Below are 14,820 nucleotides of genomic sequence, written 5' to 3' on the forward strand. Positions count from 1 at the left end.
CAGGTATATCGTAAGATATATGTCGTAAGATATAACTCGTACGATAGATATCGGAGGTAAACCATGCGTGATGCCCAATTCCTTACCGCATTCGTGCGCCGAGCCCGCCAGAAGCCGCAGGGCCGCCACGATCATTCCCATTCCCATCATCCCCATGGGCACCATCGCCACCACGGCGAAGGCCATGGCCACCACCAGCGCCACGCCGCCGCGGGCGGGGACTGGTTCTCCGGTCCGGCCGACGAGCGCGGCGAAGGCGGCGGCTTCGGGGGCGGTTTCGGCGACGACGGCCGCGGCTGGACCCGCAGCCGCAAAGTCAGCGCCGACGACCTGCAGCTGATGCTGCTGGGCCTGCTGGAAAAGAATCCCAGCCATGGCTACGAGCTGATCAAGGCGCTGGGTGCGCTCAGCAACGGTTTCTACACGCCCAGCCCCGGCATGGTGTATCCCGCGCTGACCTACCTGGAAGAGCTGGGCTACGCCACCGTCGAGCAAGAGGGCGCGAAGAAGCGCTATCACCTGGCGGAACCGGGCCGTGCGCACCTGGACGGCAATCGCGAACGCCTGGCGCTGATGTTCAACAAGCTCAAGCACGTGGCGCGCAAGATGGACTGGATGCGCCAGGCCTGGAGCGGCCAGCCGCGCAACGTCGGCCCCGAAGGCGAAGACACCGCCACCGGCTGGCTGCCGGAATTCGTGGCCGCGCGCCAGGCGCTCAAGCGCGCGCTGCTGGACCGCACCGACGCCTCGCCCGCCGAGCAGCGGCGCATCGCGGCCATCCTGGCCCGCGCCACTGCCGACATCACGGAACAGAGCTGTTCCTGAAGACCTCATTCCTGGAGTATCCATGACCCGCAACGACCTGAATGTCGAACGCGTCCGCCACAACCTGAAGATGCGCACGCTGACCGTTGTCAGCGTCGAACGCGTCGCCGGCCTGATGGCCCGCGTCACCTTCACCGGCGACGAGCTGCAGGACTTCGTGTCCGCCTCGTTCGACGACCACGTGAAACTGTTTTTTTCCGCCGATCCGTCCTTGCCGCCGGCGCTGCCGGTGGTGACCCCGGACGGCATCAAGTTCCCGGAGGACACGCCCAAGCCCGCCGCGCGCGACTACACGCCGCGCTTTTTCGACGCGGCGCGCAAGGAGCTCGTCATCGACTTCGTGCTGCACGGCGACGGCCCCGCGTCCACCTGGGCCGAACAGGCCAAGCCGGGCCAGCTGCTGGGCATAGGCGGGCCGCGCGGCTCCTTCGTCGTGCCCACGGGCTTTGACTGGCATGTGCTGATCGGCGATGAAACCGCCTTGCCCGCCATCGCCCGCCGCCTGGAAGAGCTGCCGGCCAGCGCGCAGGCGCTGGTGCTGATCGAAGTGCCGGACGCCTCCAACGAAATCCCGCTGGCTACCGCAGCGCAGGCTTCGGTGCGCTGGCTGCACCGCAACGGCACCGCGGCGGGCTACAGCACCCTGTTGCTGGAAGCCGCGCGCGAGCTGACGCTGCCGCCGGGCGAAGGCTATGCCTGGGTGGCCGCGGAATCGGCCGCGGCCAAGGCCGTGCGGGAAATCATGGTGGCGCAGCATGGCGTCGACAAGAGCCGCATCCGCGCCGCCAGCTACTGGAAACGCGGCGCCGTGGCCGTGCACGAATCGCACGAAGGCTGAATCGATGCGCCGGCTGGCGGCGGGGTAGAGACCTTCAGCCGCCGGCCAACGCCAGCAGATTGCGCACGCGTCCGCCCGCGCCTTGCTCGCGCACTGCGAGGCCCAGCACCGCGCGCGGCCAGTCCAGCGCGAAAGGGCGGTACACCACGCCGTCGGGACGCAGATGGCGCAGCGATTCCGGCACGATGGCCACGCCCATGCCCGCCGCCACCAGATTCACCGCTGATGACAGTTGCGGCGCGCGTTGGCCGATCTGCGGATTCAGTCCATGCTGGCGGCAGGCGGCCATGATGTCGGCGCTGAGCCCATAGCCGGATTTGCGCGAATACAGGATGAAGCGTTCCTGCTGCAGATCGGCAGGCGCCAGCCGCTTGCGCCGCGCCAGCGCGTGGCCCAGCGGCAGCGCCACCACCAGCGGTTCCTGCGCCAGTTGCGTGAATGCCAGGCCGCCGTCCAGCGCGAAGGGCGGGCGCACGAAGGCCGCGTCGATCGCGCCGCTGCGCAGTTGCGTCACCAGCGTTTCGCTATCGCCCTGCGACAGCGTCATCTCCACGTCCGGATAGCGCTGCCGGTACTGCCGTATCAATTCCGTCACCACGCCGCTGAAGGACGCGGATTCCGTGAATCCCAATGTCAGTTCGCCGACTTCGCCGCGCGCGGCCCGCTGCGCCGTGCGCACAGCGGCGTCTGCCCGCTGCAGGATGTCTTGCGCGCAGACCAGGAAGGCGCGTCCGGCATCGTTCAGCGCAACGCCACGCCCGGTGCGATCGAACAGCGGCGTGCCGACTTCCTGCTCCAGTTGGCGGATCTGCTGCGACAGCGGCGGCTGCGCCATGCCCAGCTGCTCGGCCGCGCGTGTGAAGTGCTGGGCCTCGGCTGTGGCGACGAAGTAACGCAGGTGACGCAGTTCCATATTGGTACTTTGAAAGTATTGATTATGAATTTTCCATATATTGGACATTCTATTGCGACGGGCCGATCATGCATACATCGACGACACCCGCAAAGGAATCCGCATGACTGCCTCCATCAAACCCAGCACCCTGTTGCGCCAGCACCTGGCCCGCGACATCGTCGTGGCGCCCGGCGCCTATGACGGCATGTCGGCCCGGCTGGTGGCCGCGGCCGGCTTTTCCGCCGTCTACGCCAGCGGCGGCGCCATCGCGCGCGCAGCCGGCTATCCGGACATCGGCCTGCTCAGCTTCACCGAGGTCATGGACCGCGTGGAAAAGATCGTGGACGCCAGCGGCCTGCCGGTGGTGGCCGATGCCGACACCGGCTTTGGCGGTTCGGCCAACGTGGAGCGCACCGTGCGCATCATGGAACGCGCCGGCGTGGCGGCCTTCCATATCGAAGACCAGTCCTTCCCCAAGCGCTGCGGCCACCTGGACGACAAGAGCCTGGTGGACGCCGAGGAAATGTGCCGCAAGGTGCATATCGCGCGCCAGACGCTGAGCGACCCCGATGCGCTGGTGATCGCGCGCACCGACGCCATTGCGGTCGAAGGTTTCGAGGCCGCGCTTTCGCGCGCCGAGCGCTATCTGAAGGCGGGCGCGGACATGATCTTCGTGGAAGCGCCCGAGACGCTGGAGCAGATCCGCGCCATCGCCGAACGCCTGCCGGGCCTGAAGCTCATCAACATGTTCTACGGCGGCAAGACGCCGCTCACGCCGCTGGCCGACCTGGCGGCCATGGGCTACCGCCTGGCGATCATCCCATCGGACCTGCAGCGCGCCGCCATCCACGCCATGCAGGCCACGCTTGCGGCCATCAAGCAGACAGGCGACAGCAGCGCGCTGGCCGATCAGCTCACCAGCTTCAAGGAGCGGGAGGAGATCGTGCAGACGCGCCGCTACCTGGCGCTGGACACGCAGTAAGCGCGCGGCGCTAGCGGGGGCAGCGGCTGGGCAGGCTCAGCGGCCACAGCCGCTGGTTGTGCGAGCCGTACAGCGTGCGAATGCCGCATTCCATTTCCACGCGCGCCACCTGCTTGCCGGTGGGATCGATGATCATCGATTGCTCCAGCGTGGATACCACCGCGCGGCCCTTGCTGAAGGGCGCGACCACCCGGTAATCCGCGGCGATCGCGACCTTGCCCTGCGCATCCACGTAGCCGTAGCCGCTATCGATGCCGACCGGCGCCAGGCCTTCGCGCAGCGGGCCCAGCGCGTCGAATGCCGGGCCGGACAGCGCGCCTTTGCCGTCCAGCGCGCGCATGCCGCGGTTGGACACGCGCGTTACCGCGCGCCCTTCGGAATAGGCTGACGCAAGGCCCTCGACGGAAAGCCGCTTCTTGCCGTCCAGGCCGGTGTAGTCGGTCATCTCCCGGTTGCCCGCGTAGTAATGCCGCAGCAGCATGTCGGAGCCCAGCGGCCAGCGCCATTCGCCGGCGGGCAACGCGGTCACGGTCTTGCCCTGGTCGTCGATCAGGCGCGGACCGTCTTCGCCCGCCAGCAGGGCGCGGGCGGGGGCGCCGCGGAAGGCGCCGGCGACGGCCGAGGACGGCGCGATCTGCCATTGCCCCTGGCTGTCCAGATAGCCTTGGCGCGGCTGGCGGCGCAGCACCGTCCAGTCGCCCATGCGCACGTAGTCCGCATCTTCCATGTCCACCGCTTGCGAGCCGTCAGGCGCAATGGTCCAGCGGTGCTTGTCGTCGCTGGCTGCGATTGCGCCTTCGCTGTCCACGCCGACCGAGAGCTTGGGCCGGAAGGCGGTCAGCGCGCGGCCCTCGGCATTGAAGACGGCGGCGGGACGTTCGTACTCTTCCTGCTGCGGGCCGGCCTGGCGCAGCTTCCAGATCTTGGCGGTGATGCGTTCCGCGCTGTGGTGGCTGGGCGGCACGATCCACTTGCCCTTAAGGTCGATGATCCCGACGCGATCCTGGCCCAGCGAGGCGACCGCCTGGCCGTCCTGGAAGAGGCCGATGTCCTGGAACGCGGGCGCGGCGATTTCCTTGCCGGCGACGAAGTCGTACAGGCCCCAGGGCGAGCCCTCGGCTGCGGTCTTGAGAAAACGGACCACGCCGGGGGCGACGATCTGCGCTTCGAAGAAGTCGCGGGGCAGGTCGTAGGTCTTGCCGCTGCGGTCCAGCATGCGGCTCACGCCATCGGCGTAGGCCGGTGCGTAACCATGGCGGAACGGCCCGATGTGCTGCTGCGCGGGCAGATCCATGGGCTTGCCCACGGCATCGAGCAGCAGCAGGCCTGCGGCGGTCTGGGCTGCGTAGCGCAGCTGCTCCGCCTTGAGTCCGGCGGCTTCCGCATCCGCCTGCGCGCCGTAATCCTCGTCGGATCCGTCCAGCGGGATGATGCTGCGCCAGGCCGGATCGGAGGCAATGCCGCCGTCGGCCAGCAGCAGGCCGGCGCCGTCCTCGGTGCATTGGCAGTGGTCCTGGGCCAGCAGGCCCAGTGCGCTGCCGGGTATGTCCAGCGGCAGCTCCTTGAGCGAGCGGCTCTTGGCGGCTTCCACCGTTTCGGGCTTGAGCAGCAGGCGGCCTTCATCGTCCAGCACGTTGAGCAGTTCGCCTTCCTGCTTGAAGAGCCACAGCTTGCCCTGGCTGACCACCATCCTGCCGGTGTCCTTGAGCCAGGCGGGCGCCGTTTCGCCGTGCAGCCAGTTGCCCATCGGCGTCAGCAGGCCAACCGGTACGCGGTCCTCGTTCGAGAACAGCACGTAGCCGTTCTGGTCCTCGGCCACGAACAGGCCCGCGCCCAGCGTCAGCGGCTCCGCGCGCCCCGGAACCAGCGCCATCTGCTTGCCGCCCGAGGGGTAGACGATGGCGTCGCCGTGGCGCTGCGATTCCTGCGCTTCGGCGGACTTGAGCGTAACGACGGGCTTGCCGCCGCTATCCAGCACCACATAGGAACCGCGGCCGAGCTCGGCGCTCCAGAATGCCTTGGTCACGGGCATCAGGCTGCGATAGCCCTGGTCAGCGCCCACGGGCTTGCCATCGAGGTCCAGCAGCAGCGCACCGCCGTCGGCATAGGCGACGGCCATCGAGCCGTCTTCGCCCGGCACCGAGATGTCCTGATAGTCGGGCTCGAGCACCCACTTCCAGTCCCGGTCCACCAGGCCGTACCGGCCTTCCTTGTTGGTGGCGATGTACAGGCCGTTGCCATAGGACTTGATGATGCTGACGCCGGCATCGCTGTAACGGCGTTCGCCGGTGCTGGAGCGGTACTCCGGCTTGTATTCCACCGTCGCCAGCGCCGGCACGCCCGCGCCCACGTGCAAGGACTGCACGCCTTCGTCCAACGGTGCGCCCACCGGCTGGCCCTTGCGGTCTATCAATAGATAGCGGCCGTCCAGTATGGCCACGGTCAGGCCGATCTCGGCGTAGTCCTGCACGGCGTCATAGCGCGGCGGCACCGCCATCCGGCCTTTGGTGTCGATGAAGCCCCACTTGCCTTTCCATTTCACCGCGGCCAGGCCGTGACGGAAATCGCCCACCGCTTCGAAGATGGGCGAAATCGCCAGCCGGCCGTTCTGGTCCAGGAAACCCCAGGCATGGCGGCGCAGCGAATGATCGCGCGGCACGCGGTCGATGTTCACCAGCGCGGACGGCAGCAGCACTGCGGCGCGTTGGTCCGCCAGCGTGCGGATGCAGCCGTTGGCGTAGGGACTGATGTCGTCGTCGGCTGCGACGCTGTAGGGCTTTTCCTCGATGCAGTACGAGTATTGCGCATGCGCCGACAGGGACGCGCCCAGCGCGGCCAGGGCGCAGGCAAGGCGGGTGGTGCGTATCGCGCGTGACTTCATGGTTGTTTCGCTTTGGCGTTGTCGGGGGCGAGTTCGAACTTGTCGGCCACGGGGCAATCCATTTTCTGCTGCGGCCAGGTGATCCTGCCCTGGTCGTCCAGGATGGTCACCGTGTCGCATACCTCGGTGAACGTGGCGATGGGCACGCCCTTGGTATCGATGTACTGCGTGTTCCGGCCCTGGTGGTTGCTGCGGACCAGCGCGCGTTCTTCGCTGAAGTTTCCGGCCCAGGTAAAGACGGGCGGAATCGCATAGCGTCCCGTCAGGTCGATGTAGCCATATAGCGTGCCGGAATACTGCAGGCGGCGCGCCACCGCCAGGCCGTTGTTCAGCGGGCCCAGCGTGTCGAAGTGCGGTCCCACGATGCGCTTGCCGTTGGCATCGATGAAGCCGTGCCTGCCGTTGCCCGAGCGGCTGCGATAGGGGGCTACGCCTTCGTTGGCGCTGCGGTCTTCCACGCTGTAGGTGCCGTCGATGCGCGTGATCTCCCGGCCCTGCAGGTCCGTCATGATGCTGACGGAATTTTCCGAGTCGTGGAACACGATGCGCTGCATGGTTGCCAGCGGCGAGCCGTCGCCCAGCTTGCCCAGCACGGTCTTGCCTTCCTGGTCGATCACGCGGTAGTCGGAGCCGTTGTAGGCGCGCGCCAGCCCCTCGGGCTGCGCGAAGAAGGGATTGAACTCGCCGTAGATGGCGGGAACCTTCATGTTGCCGCGGGCATCGATGGCGCCCTCGCGGTCGTCATGTTCGATGTAGAGCCAGTGCTGGTAGAGCTCCGTGCGCTTGGCTCGGCCGTCGGAGACTCGCGTGGCGCCGCCCTTGGCGTCGAACAACATGGTTCCGCCGCCCGCCAGCGCGGCCAGGTAGCGTCCGTCCTTCAGGCGCTCAGGTTTGCCGGTCACGGGCTCGCTGGGCTTGCCGGTGCGCAGGTTCACCAGGCGGTAGGTGGCGTCGAAAGAGCTGCGGGAGCGTTGTCCGGGAGCGTTGTCCTCGACCAGCATGAGGCCGTTGCCCAGATATTCGAGTTTGTACGAGCTGTCCTGCGTGGCGGGCACCACCCATTTGCCCTCGCGGTTCATGACGCCCCAGCGGTCCTGGTGCTGGACCTTGGTCCAATCGTCTTCGAACTTCTCCATGCTTTCGTACACCGGCTTGACGGCGGGCGCACCCTTGGCGACATTCCAGATGCCCCAGCGGTTCTCGCGGTTTTCGTCCGGCGCGCGGTACTGGATCAGTTCGCCGTCGAAATACCTGGCGCCGTCCAGTATCTCGGCAGGGACCGCGACGGCCTTGCCTCGGGCGTCGATCAACTGGTCGCCGTCGCTGCGGCTGCGCCCCGCGCCCGCCTGCGCGTAGCCGCCGCGGAACGGATGGATGACGCTGTAGCGCGGCTGCACAGCCCAGTTGCCGTCGGCGTCGATGGCGCCATACTTGCCGTTGGCGGCGCGCACCGGCAAGGGCATGGTCACGTCGTAGCTGGACATGTCCTCCCAGTCCGGGTTGGTCACGATCTTGCCCTTGGACGTCAGTATGCCGAGAGGCTGCGTGTAGTCCAGGGGCCGCAACAGGGCCAGCGGCAAGCTGTCCGCGAAGGCCCGGCCGTGTGCGGACTCGCGCGCGGAAAAGGCCCTGATGTCGTAGTCCTGCAGGCGTGCGACGGTGTCGGCGTCGAGCAGCGGCTTGCCTTCGCGCGTATAGATCTGCAGCAAGCCGCCGCCGGTGTCGGGCGCGGCATCCGCGCTCGTCGCTTGCGCGGCGGCGTCCACTGCGGCGGCGTCCACTGCGGCGGCGGCCACGTCCATTGCGGCAGGCGTGGCGACGTCGACGGCCACGGTCTCGGCTTCCGAGGCCGCGGCTGCCGCGGCGACCGCCTCCTGCGCCGCAATTGCGGCGTCGGCCGAGGCCTCCACCGCCTCTCCGGGACCGTCATCAGGGACCGCGGCGGCGCCGGCCGCTGCGGCATCGGCTGCCACTGCCGCGGCCTCGGCCGCGTCGACCGCCATATCCACGGCGCGCGGCGGCAAGGAAGCCGTCACCCAGGCCTGCCCGTTGCTCAGCTGCACGCGGCCATGGCGCGCGTCTATCTTGCGGAAATTGCCGGCGGGATCGATCAGCAGCACGGCTTCGTCATCGATCATGACGCGCCAGCCCTCGCGTTCATCCAGGCCGATGTAATTGCCCTTGAATGCATGCTGGACGCCGAGCTTGGCGTTCAACAGCAGCGCCTTGCCCGCGCCTTTCTGCTTGACCAGCCATAGCCCAGGCCCCGCCAGTTGCACATGCTCATAGCGCTGCTTGTGGATGGTCTTGCCGCGCGGATCCACGAACGTCCAGCCTGCGTCGCGGCTCACCGCCAGCACGTCGCCGTCGCGCAATGCGGGCTCGCGGGCGCGCAACACGTCCGGCGCGATCGCCCAGCGGGCCTGCTCGTCCAGCAGCCCCCACCAACCGCTGTAGCGCGAATCGCGCAACTGGGCGGGCAGGTAGCCGCCGCTGGGCGCGGCCAGCGCCATGACGCCGGCAGGCAGCGTCGCCGCCTTGCCGGTTGCGGTATTGAACAGGCGCGGCGGCATGGGCATCTCCATCGATGCCAGCTTCTGCCCCCGCTGGAAGCCCCACGAGCGCGTGCCCAGCTCGAAGGTCTTGATGATGTTGCCCTTGCGGTCGATCAGCACATCGTGCCCGTCTTCCTCGGCCAGTGCGGAACCCTCGGCGTTAAAGCCCGTTGCCTCGGAAAAGCGCGGCTTGATCGCCCATTGCCCTTGCGTATCGATATAGCCCCATAGCCCATCCTGGTTCACGGCGGCCAGGCCGTTCTGAAAGGACTTGGCCTCCTGGAAGGACGGCGCGATGGCCATGCGGCCTCGCTTGTCGAGATAGCCCCAGCGGCCGGCGTCGTCATCGGCCGATCCGGTCAGCACGGCGGCCAGCCCTTCGTGGAAGGCCTGCTGGCATTCCAGGTTGGCGCCGTTGTATTCGTTGTAGCCAGGGGCGCACTGGTCGATCCAGTTGGACCTGGCCTGCGCCGCGCCAGGCACGACGGGCAGGGCGGCCAGCGCCACGGCCAGCGCCAGGGGTTTGAGGGCGAGCGGGGTCTTCATTGTGCAGCGGCGCGGGCTGCAACCGCGCAAGCGTAAAGGCCGGGCTGGGCGTGCCACATGGTCGTATGCCTGCCAAGAATGATGGGAAAGGCAGCACTGTAACCAGCGTCAGCGGGCAATTGCGCGGCAAATGTAACTTTAGAAAACAAACCGTTAACAACACTGCCGCCGCTGTCCGGAAAGGGGCAGCGCTGGCATTCCCGCCATGCATGCAGCGGACAAAAAATAATCGGTTGATGCGCGCGTCGTGCGGCCCTGTAATGGACGCCGGTGCCTGCTCGCACGCAGGCGACGTTCCACTGCCGAGGTCCGCCATGCCCGTCCTGCGCAAGTCTTCACTGGATGCTTCTCAGCTGTTGCTGCTGGTGCTGGCCGGCGGCGTCATCATGGGCCTGGCGCTGGGCGTGCGCCACGTGCAGGGCCTGTTCCTCCTGCCCGTCACGATGGACCGGGGCTGGAGCCGCGAGACCTTCGCCATGGCGATGGCGGTGCAGAACCTGACCTGGGGCGTGGTCCAACCCTTTACCGGCATGATTGCCGACCGCTACGGCTCGGCCAAAGTGATCGCGGGCGGGCTGGTGTTCTATGCGCTGGGGTTGGTAGGCATGGCGCATGCCACTACGCCCGCCGGGTTCCTGTGGACCGCCGGGGTATGCATAGGCATCGCGCTGTCCGGCACTGCATTTGCCGCGATCTACGGCGCGCTCAGCCGGCTGGTGGCGCCCGAGCGCCGCAGCTGGGCGCTGGGCGTGGCGGGCGCCGTGGGCGGCCTGGGCCAGTTCACCATGGTGCCGGCCGCCCAATGGCTGATCAGCGGCTGGGGCTGGGTCGCGGCCCTGCTGTCGTTCGCGCTGGCGTTGGCCGTGCTGCTGCCCCTGGCTTGGCCGCTGCGGGAGTCTCCCGGCCGGGAGCAGGGCGCGTCCGCGGGCGAGGCGGGGCTGTCCATGTCCGCGGCCATACGCGAGGCCTTCGCCCAGCCCGGCTTCTGGTTGCTGAACCTGGGTTTCCTGGCCTGCGGTTTCCAGCTGGCCTTCATCGGCACGCATTTGCCCGCCTACCTGATGGACAAAGGCCTGCGCGCGTCCGACGCGGTGGCGGCGTTGGCCATCATCGCGCTGACCAACGTCATGGGCACTTATGTCTGCGGCGTCCTGGGCGGACGCCACCGCCGCAAGTACCTGCTGGCCGGCATCTACCTGCTGCGCACGGCCGCCATCGCGCTGTTCGTGCTGCTGCCGCTGTCGTCGTGGACCGTATATGTGTTCGCGGCGGTCATGGGCTTTGTCTGGCTGGGCACGGTGCCGCTCACCAACGGGCTGATATCCCAGGTGTTCGGCGTGCGCTACATCACGACCCTGTTCGGCTTCGTGTTCTTCGGCCACCAGCTCGGTTCCTTCCTGGGCGTGTGGCTGGGCGGCGTGGTGTTCGAGGCCACGGGGTCCTACGACCTGATCTGGCTGGGCGCGATGGCGCTGGGCGTGCTGTCGGCGGCGCTGCATTGGCCGATAGACGACCGCGAGATTCCCCGCGTCCGCACCGCGGGCGCGCCCGGATAGCGGGTGGCCTACAGCGGCCGGTGCTGCGTGCCCGCGCCCATGGTGATGTGCAGCATGCGGCAGGGACCGGCCACCTTGAGCGTGTGCCAGATGCCCTTGGGGACCACATAGGCGTCGCCCGCCTGCATCCGCACGGCCTGCTCGCCCGTCGGCCATTCCAGCCGCAATTCCGCGGCGCCTTCGATCAGGCGCAAGACCTCGTCGGCCTGCGGGTGCATTTCCCATTGTGGCCAGTCCTTTTCGAAGGCGTATTCGGACACCAGCCAGCCGCGGCCGAACCGCTCCAGTTCCTCTTCGGGCTGCGACCAGAAGGCGTTGCCGCCTTCGACGGCACTACAGGCGCCTGAGGCGTCCAGCAGGAGATAGTGCGACGACAGATTGGTAGTCATGTTGCGCTTCCTGGGGTGAGAAGTGTCGGGCCAGTGTAAAGCGATATCATGTGCATCTTCATCGGCTATAACAGGAGAGGGCGATGCGCCAGGGATTCGACGGGGTCAGGCCCGCGTCCGAGTCTTCCATCGAGATCGGCTTCTTCTATGAAGGCCGGCATTGCGTCGAACGCATCCGGGCCAAGCCCACCGCCGCCAACCTCAAGCGCGCCGCCGACAGGCGGGCCGCCATTCTCGAGGCCATCGCGCGCGGCGAATTCGACTACGACGCCGAGTTTCCCAAGCGCGGCGGCGCGACCAAGCCACCACAGGGTTCCGCATGACGAGCGACAAGCAGCTGGACATCAACGATCTGACGCCGGACGCCTTCAGGGCCTACGGTTGGATGCTGGGCAAGCCCATGCCGGACGGCAATGGCGTGCCGCTGTTCTCCAATCCGGATACTGACTTCTGGCAGGAGCATCTGTTCAACACCGGCGCCGGCGGCGACGCCGAGCTGCTGTGGGTCAACTACCGCAGCCAGTCCTTTGAAATCTCCAGCCTGGAAAAGCATCTGCTGACGCAGCAGGCCATCGTGCCGCTGACGGGCGAGATCATCCAGGTCGTGGCGCGCAGCGCGGCTGACGGCAGTCCGGACCTGGCCACGCTCGCGGCATTCCGCGTGCCGCAGGGGCAGGGCGTCTGCATGCGCCCGGGCTGCTGGCACGCCACGCGCGTCACGGACGAGGAAGTCACCTGCCTGATGCTGACCCGCCGTTCCACCACAGTGGACCTGATCCAGCACCTGACCACGGATGCTTCCGCCAGCGAAAGCGCCATTGTCGCGATTCCGGTCCAACGGCTCGAAGCCCAGGCCCAGGCCGCCTAAACGCTGATCTTCGCCGCTAGTCGCGGCGTATTCCCGCTTACCGGCAGGCAGGCGGGATGGCAGACTGCCGCCTCCGGTCATAGCAACCCAAGAATTCCCCCATGAGTGAAGTATCGATCGAGGCGCTGAGACGAAATCTCGCAGCCAAGATAAAGCAGGCCACCCAAACACCCAATCCGCCGCCCACCCGCTGGCAGCGCCTGCGCCAGCGCTTCCTGACTCGCGATCCCAAGGCCCGCGGCCTGCGTGTCCTGACCGTGGTCACGCTGCTGTATCTCTACATCGAATTCAGCTTCAGCGCCTGGCTGCTGGACGTGATGTCTGAAAACGCCAGCAACCGCGTGGACACGGCCGAGGCATGGGGACGCCTGATTTCGGGCTTTGCCGTGGCCCTGCTGGTCTGGCCCGTCATTTTCGCGCGCACCCGCCGATGGCGGATCACGGTGCCGTTGTTGATCGTTGTGTCGCTGGCCATCATCACCGCGGTGTATCAGGGGGAGCGCAAGCTGATCGACTCCCTGGTGGACAGCTCCACCGCTGAAAGCCGCGCCGCCGCCGTCACTGGCGCCTTGCTGCGTCAAGGGCTGGCCACCGGCACCGTAAGCGCCAGCATGCTCGATGGGCTATGGGCCGACGAGAACGCACAGTCGGTGGCCGGCAAGGCTTTCGTGGGCGTGGTGTCCTACATGGCCGCGCAATCCGACGCGGCGCGCCGGCAGACCATGGCGATCGCGCCCGAGGTGGTGCGCGCCGTGATCGAACAGAACGTGGGCGGGCGGGACGCGGAGTACCAGCGTTTCGTCGACAGCCAGGAAGATATCCGCGGCCGCCACAAATACTTCTACGAGCGCGGCATCCAGAACCACCAGAAAGAACTGGCGCGAATCCCGGCGCGCGCCGAGCGCGATTGGGAACACTACCTGGACCGGCTGGACGCCAAGAACCGCAAGTGGGGCCGCGCCCGCCTGCGCGACCGCAGCGGCGAGCTGGTACCCGGCTTCGTGGCGCCGCGCGTGCGGGACGAAGTGCGCAAGATGGGGCTGGACGTGCCCGATTCCTGGCGCACCGGCGACAAAGCCTACTTCGTGCGCCTGGCGCAGCAGAAGTACCGCAAGCAGATGGACGAGGCGCTGCAACGCGAACTGGAAGGCATGCCGCCCAACCTGGGGCTGGAGGCGTTTGCCGCGCATCCGGTCGTGCAGAAGAAATGGCGCATAAGCCTGGGCTATCCGGACAAGGTGGCGCGCCTGACGCTGGCCGTGATCTCGGCGGACGAATTCAACAAGCGCTACTACCAGCCGGTGCTGGCCGGCCGCACCATGGACCGCCTGCAGGACTACCGCAGCCAGGCCCGGGACTACGGCGCCGGCGGCAAGCGCGAGGCCGAAGGAAAAAAGGCCTATGAAGCCATGATCGCGCCCGTGTTCGCCCTGACGCTGTCGCTGCTGGGCGCCCTGGTCCACATCGGCAAGACCGGCCTGCTGCTGGCGCAGCTTGCGAGCGGCTGGCGCTTCAGGAGTCCGCTGGTCAAGGCGGGGGCGCTATTGGCCGCGGTGCTGCTGGTCTGCCTGCTGGCGCGCGCGGCCATCAGCACGCCGCTGACCTCGCATCCCACCTACCAGGCGTGGACGCAAGCCGCGGGCGGGCAGCCGGTGTTGACGGCGGTGCTGGACACCATGATCAAGATGCAGTCGCTGGCCTACCCCGTGTTCGACGTGGCCAGGCAGGGGCTGGAATTCGTGGCGGGCAAGGCGTCCCGCTAGAGTGCGGAGCCGCCCTCGCCGTCAATCCGCTTCGCTGTATTCGTAGCCCAGGCGGGCGAACAGCGGCCACTTGTTGCGGTAGTTGGCTGTCCAGCACATGCCGTAGTAGGCCTCGAATGGCTCTTCCACCTTGCGGACCTGGATCCGCGCGGCCGCCTCGGCGTCCGCGGGGCTGAAAGCCTGGCCCGGTGTCGGGTATAGATCGCCCTCCCATATCGGCTTGCCGCAGTGGGCGCAAAAGTTGGTCCATTGCCCTTGGTTGTCGGGGTTCTGGCGGTAGTGGGGAGACAGTGCCTGCATGGCCTGCGCCACCGCGGGCGACAGCAGCCCGGTCTGGGAAATCAGCGCGGGATCGGCAATATCCAGCCATTGCGGCGGGCTGAACAGCCACGTGCTGAAATCCGTGGGGCTCAGCCCGGGGCTGTCGGCATCGGCTTCGTCCAGCTCGATGTCGGCTTCCGTGCATTGATGGCCGGGCGGCACCGCCAGGGCGTGCACCGGCGTTTCTTCGCCGCAGCGCATGCACGCATGCGTCGCCTGCAGCACGAAGTAAGAGGACGCGCGTATGTTCATCTGCGGGTATTCCGCGGCCGGATCTTGCGTATGCATGGGTTGGTGCTGTTCCCGTTCTGGCTCGCTGTTTCTTCTACATCGCCAGGAAATATGCCAGAATTCCCCGGACTTTACGCTTTGAATGCGATGCCGGCCGCATGGGCGTCGCC

The 14,820-nt window shown here is 67.4% G+C and carries 12 protein-coding genes; 7 read left to right on the top strand and 5 right to left on the bottom strand.

Translation table 11 applies throughout. The annotated features are described in order from the left end of the window. The first annotated feature begins 63 nt into the window (after nt 1-63). Nucleotides 64-825, top strand: coding sequence for a PadR family transcriptional regulator (locus DXK93_RS32415; protein ID WP_233564621.1), 762 nt, complete (start codon nt 64-66; stop codon nt 823-825). 22 nt (nt 826-847) lie between these two features. Continuing rightward, a complete protein-coding gene (locus tag DXK93_RS26940) occupies nt 848-1,663 on the top strand; it encodes a siderophore-interacting protein (RefSeq protein WP_119451686.1) in 816 nt (271 codons plus the stop codon). A gap of 34 nt (nt 1,664-1,697) precedes the next feature. On the opposite strand, the gene DXK93_RS26945 is transcribed toward DXK93_RS26940, so the two are convergent. Continuing rightward, the gene (locus DXK93_RS26945; RefSeq protein ID WP_119451687.1) at nt 1,698-2,576 is read right to left on the bottom strand and encodes a LysR family transcriptional regulator; all 879 of its coding nucleotides are present in this window, start codon (nt 2,574-2,576) and stop codon (nt 1,698-1,700) included. Nucleotides 2,577-2,679: 103 nt separating this feature from the next. Here DXK93_RS26945 and DXK93_RS26950 point away from each other — a divergent pair, with 103 nt between their 5' ends. After that, nucleotides 2,680-3,540: an oxaloacetate decarboxylase gene (locus tag DXK93_RS26950; protein ID WP_119451688.1), complete on the top strand. Its 861-nt coding sequence runs from the start codon at nt 2,680-2,682 to the stop codon at nt 3,538-3,540. 10 nt (nt 3,541-3,550) lie between these two features. Here DXK93_RS26950 and DXK93_RS26955 read toward each other — a convergent pair whose 3' ends face one another. Both DXK93_RS26955 and DXK93_RS26960 read right to left on the bottom strand, forming a co-directional pair. Continuing rightward, nucleotides 3,551-6,421 carry a WG repeat-containing protein gene (locus tag DXK93_RS26955; protein WP_119451689.1) on the bottom strand — a complete coding sequence of 957 codons (2,871 nt, stop codon included), beginning with the start codon at nt 6,419-6,421 and terminating at the stop codon, nt 3,551-3,553. Further along, on the bottom strand, nt 6,418-9,522 hold the full coding sequence (locus DXK93_RS26960; RefSeq protein WP_119451690.1) for a WG repeat-containing protein: 3,105 nt from the start codon (nt 9,520-9,522) through the stop codon (nt 6,418-6,420). Before DXK93_RS26960 ends, DXK93_RS26955 begins: the two co-directional genes overlap by 4 nt. Before the next feature lie 314 nt (nt 9,523-9,836). On the opposite strand from DXK93_RS26960, the gene DXK93_RS26965 reads away from it, so the two are divergent. Further along, the gene (locus DXK93_RS26965) at nt 9,837-11,078 is read left to right on the top strand and encodes an MFS transporter (RefSeq protein ID WP_119451691.1); all 1,242 of its coding nucleotides are present in this window, start codon (nt 9,837-9,839) and stop codon (nt 11,076-11,078) included. Nucleotides 11,079-11,086: 8 nt separating this feature from the next. Here the strand turns inward: DXK93_RS26965 and DXK93_RS26970 are convergent, their stop codons facing one another. Continuing rightward, entirely contained in the window at nt 11,087-11,467 is a 381-nt protein-coding gene (locus tag DXK93_RS26970; protein WP_054458825.1) for a cupin domain-containing protein, read from the bottom strand. 83 nt (nt 11,468-11,550) lie between these two features. Between DXK93_RS26970 and DXK93_RS26975 the strand changes: the two genes are divergently transcribed. From DXK93_RS26975 to DXK93_RS26985, 3 genes are all read left to right on the top strand, one after another. Further along, nucleotides 11,551-11,790 carry an Arm DNA-binding domain-containing protein gene (locus tag DXK93_RS26975; RefSeq protein ID WP_054458828.1) on the top strand — a complete coding sequence of 80 codons (240 nt, stop codon included), beginning with the start codon at nt 11,551-11,553 and terminating at the stop codon, nt 11,788-11,790. Beyond that, on the top strand, nt 11,787-12,335 hold the full coding sequence (locus tag DXK93_RS26980) for an ureidoglycolate lyase (protein ID WP_054458830.1): 549 nt from the start codon (nt 11,787-11,789) through the stop codon (nt 12,333-12,335). Before DXK93_RS26975 ends, DXK93_RS26980 begins: the two co-directional genes overlap by 4 nt. Nucleotides 12,336-12,436: 101 nt before the next feature. Then, nucleotides 12,437-14,098, top strand: coding sequence for a hypothetical protein (locus DXK93_RS26985; RefSeq protein WP_119451692.1), 1,662 nt, complete (start codon nt 12,437-12,439; stop codon nt 14,096-14,098). 21 nt (nt 14,099-14,119) lie between these two features. Here the strand turns inward: DXK93_RS26985 and DXK93_RS26990 are convergent, their stop codons facing one another. Beyond that, nucleotides 14,120-14,707, bottom strand: a complete 588-nt coding sequence (locus DXK93_RS26990; RefSeq protein WP_119451693.1) for a hypothetical protein — start codon at nt 14,705-14,707, stop codon at nt 14,120-14,122. Nucleotides 14,708-14,820: the final 113 nt, after the last annotated feature.

This window comes from Achromobacter sp. K91 (assembly GCF_003576205.1).
Lineage (GTDB): Bacteria > Pseudomonadota > Gammaproteobacteria > Burkholderiales > Burkholderiaceae_B > Achromobacter > Achromobacter aegrifaciens.

Coding starts and splice junctions, on each gene's coding strand:
- DXK93_RS26950 (WP_119451688.1), top strand. CDS start 2,680: ATGACTGCCTCCATCAAACCCAGCACCCTGTTGCGCCAGCACCTGGCC.
- DXK93_RS26990 (WP_119451693.1), bottom strand. CDS start 14,707: ATGCATACGCAAGATCCGGCCGCGGAATACCCGCAGATGAACATACGC.
- DXK93_RS26985 (WP_119451692.1), top strand. CDS start 12,437: ATGAGTGAAGTATCGATCGAGGCGCTGAGACGAAATCTCGCAGCCAAG.
- DXK93_RS26980 (WP_054458830.1), top strand. CDS start 11,787: ATGACGAGCGACAAGCAGCTGGACATCAACGATCTGACGCCGGACGCC.
- DXK93_RS26960 (WP_119451690.1), bottom strand. CDS start 9,522: ATGAAGACCCCGCTCGCCCTCAAACCCCTGGCGCTGGCCGTGGCGCTG.
- DXK93_RS26945 (WP_119451687.1), bottom strand. CDS start 2,576: ATGGAACTGCGTCACCTGCGTTACTTCGTCGCCACAGCCGAGGCCCAG.
- DXK93_RS32415 (WP_233564621.1), top strand. CDS start 64: ATGCGTGATGCCCAATTCCTTACCGCATTCGTGCGCCGAGCCCGCCAG.
- DXK93_RS26940 (WP_119451686.1), top strand. CDS start 848: ATGACCCGCAACGACCTGAATGTCGAACGCGTCCGCCACAACCTGAAG.
- DXK93_RS26965 (WP_119451691.1), top strand. CDS start 9,837: ATGCCCGTCCTGCGCAAGTCTTCACTGGATGCTTCTCAGCTGTTGCTG.
- DXK93_RS26955 (WP_119451689.1), bottom strand. CDS start 6,421: ATGAAGTCACGCGCGATACGCACCACCCGCCTTGCCTGCGCCCTGGCC.
- DXK93_RS26975 (WP_054458828.1), top strand. CDS start 11,551: ATGCGCCAGGGATTCGACGGGGTCAGGCCCGCGTCCGAGTCTTCCATC.
- DXK93_RS26970 (WP_054458825.1), bottom strand. CDS start 11,467: ATGACTACCAATCTGTCGTCGCACTATCTCCTGCTGGACGCCTCAGGC.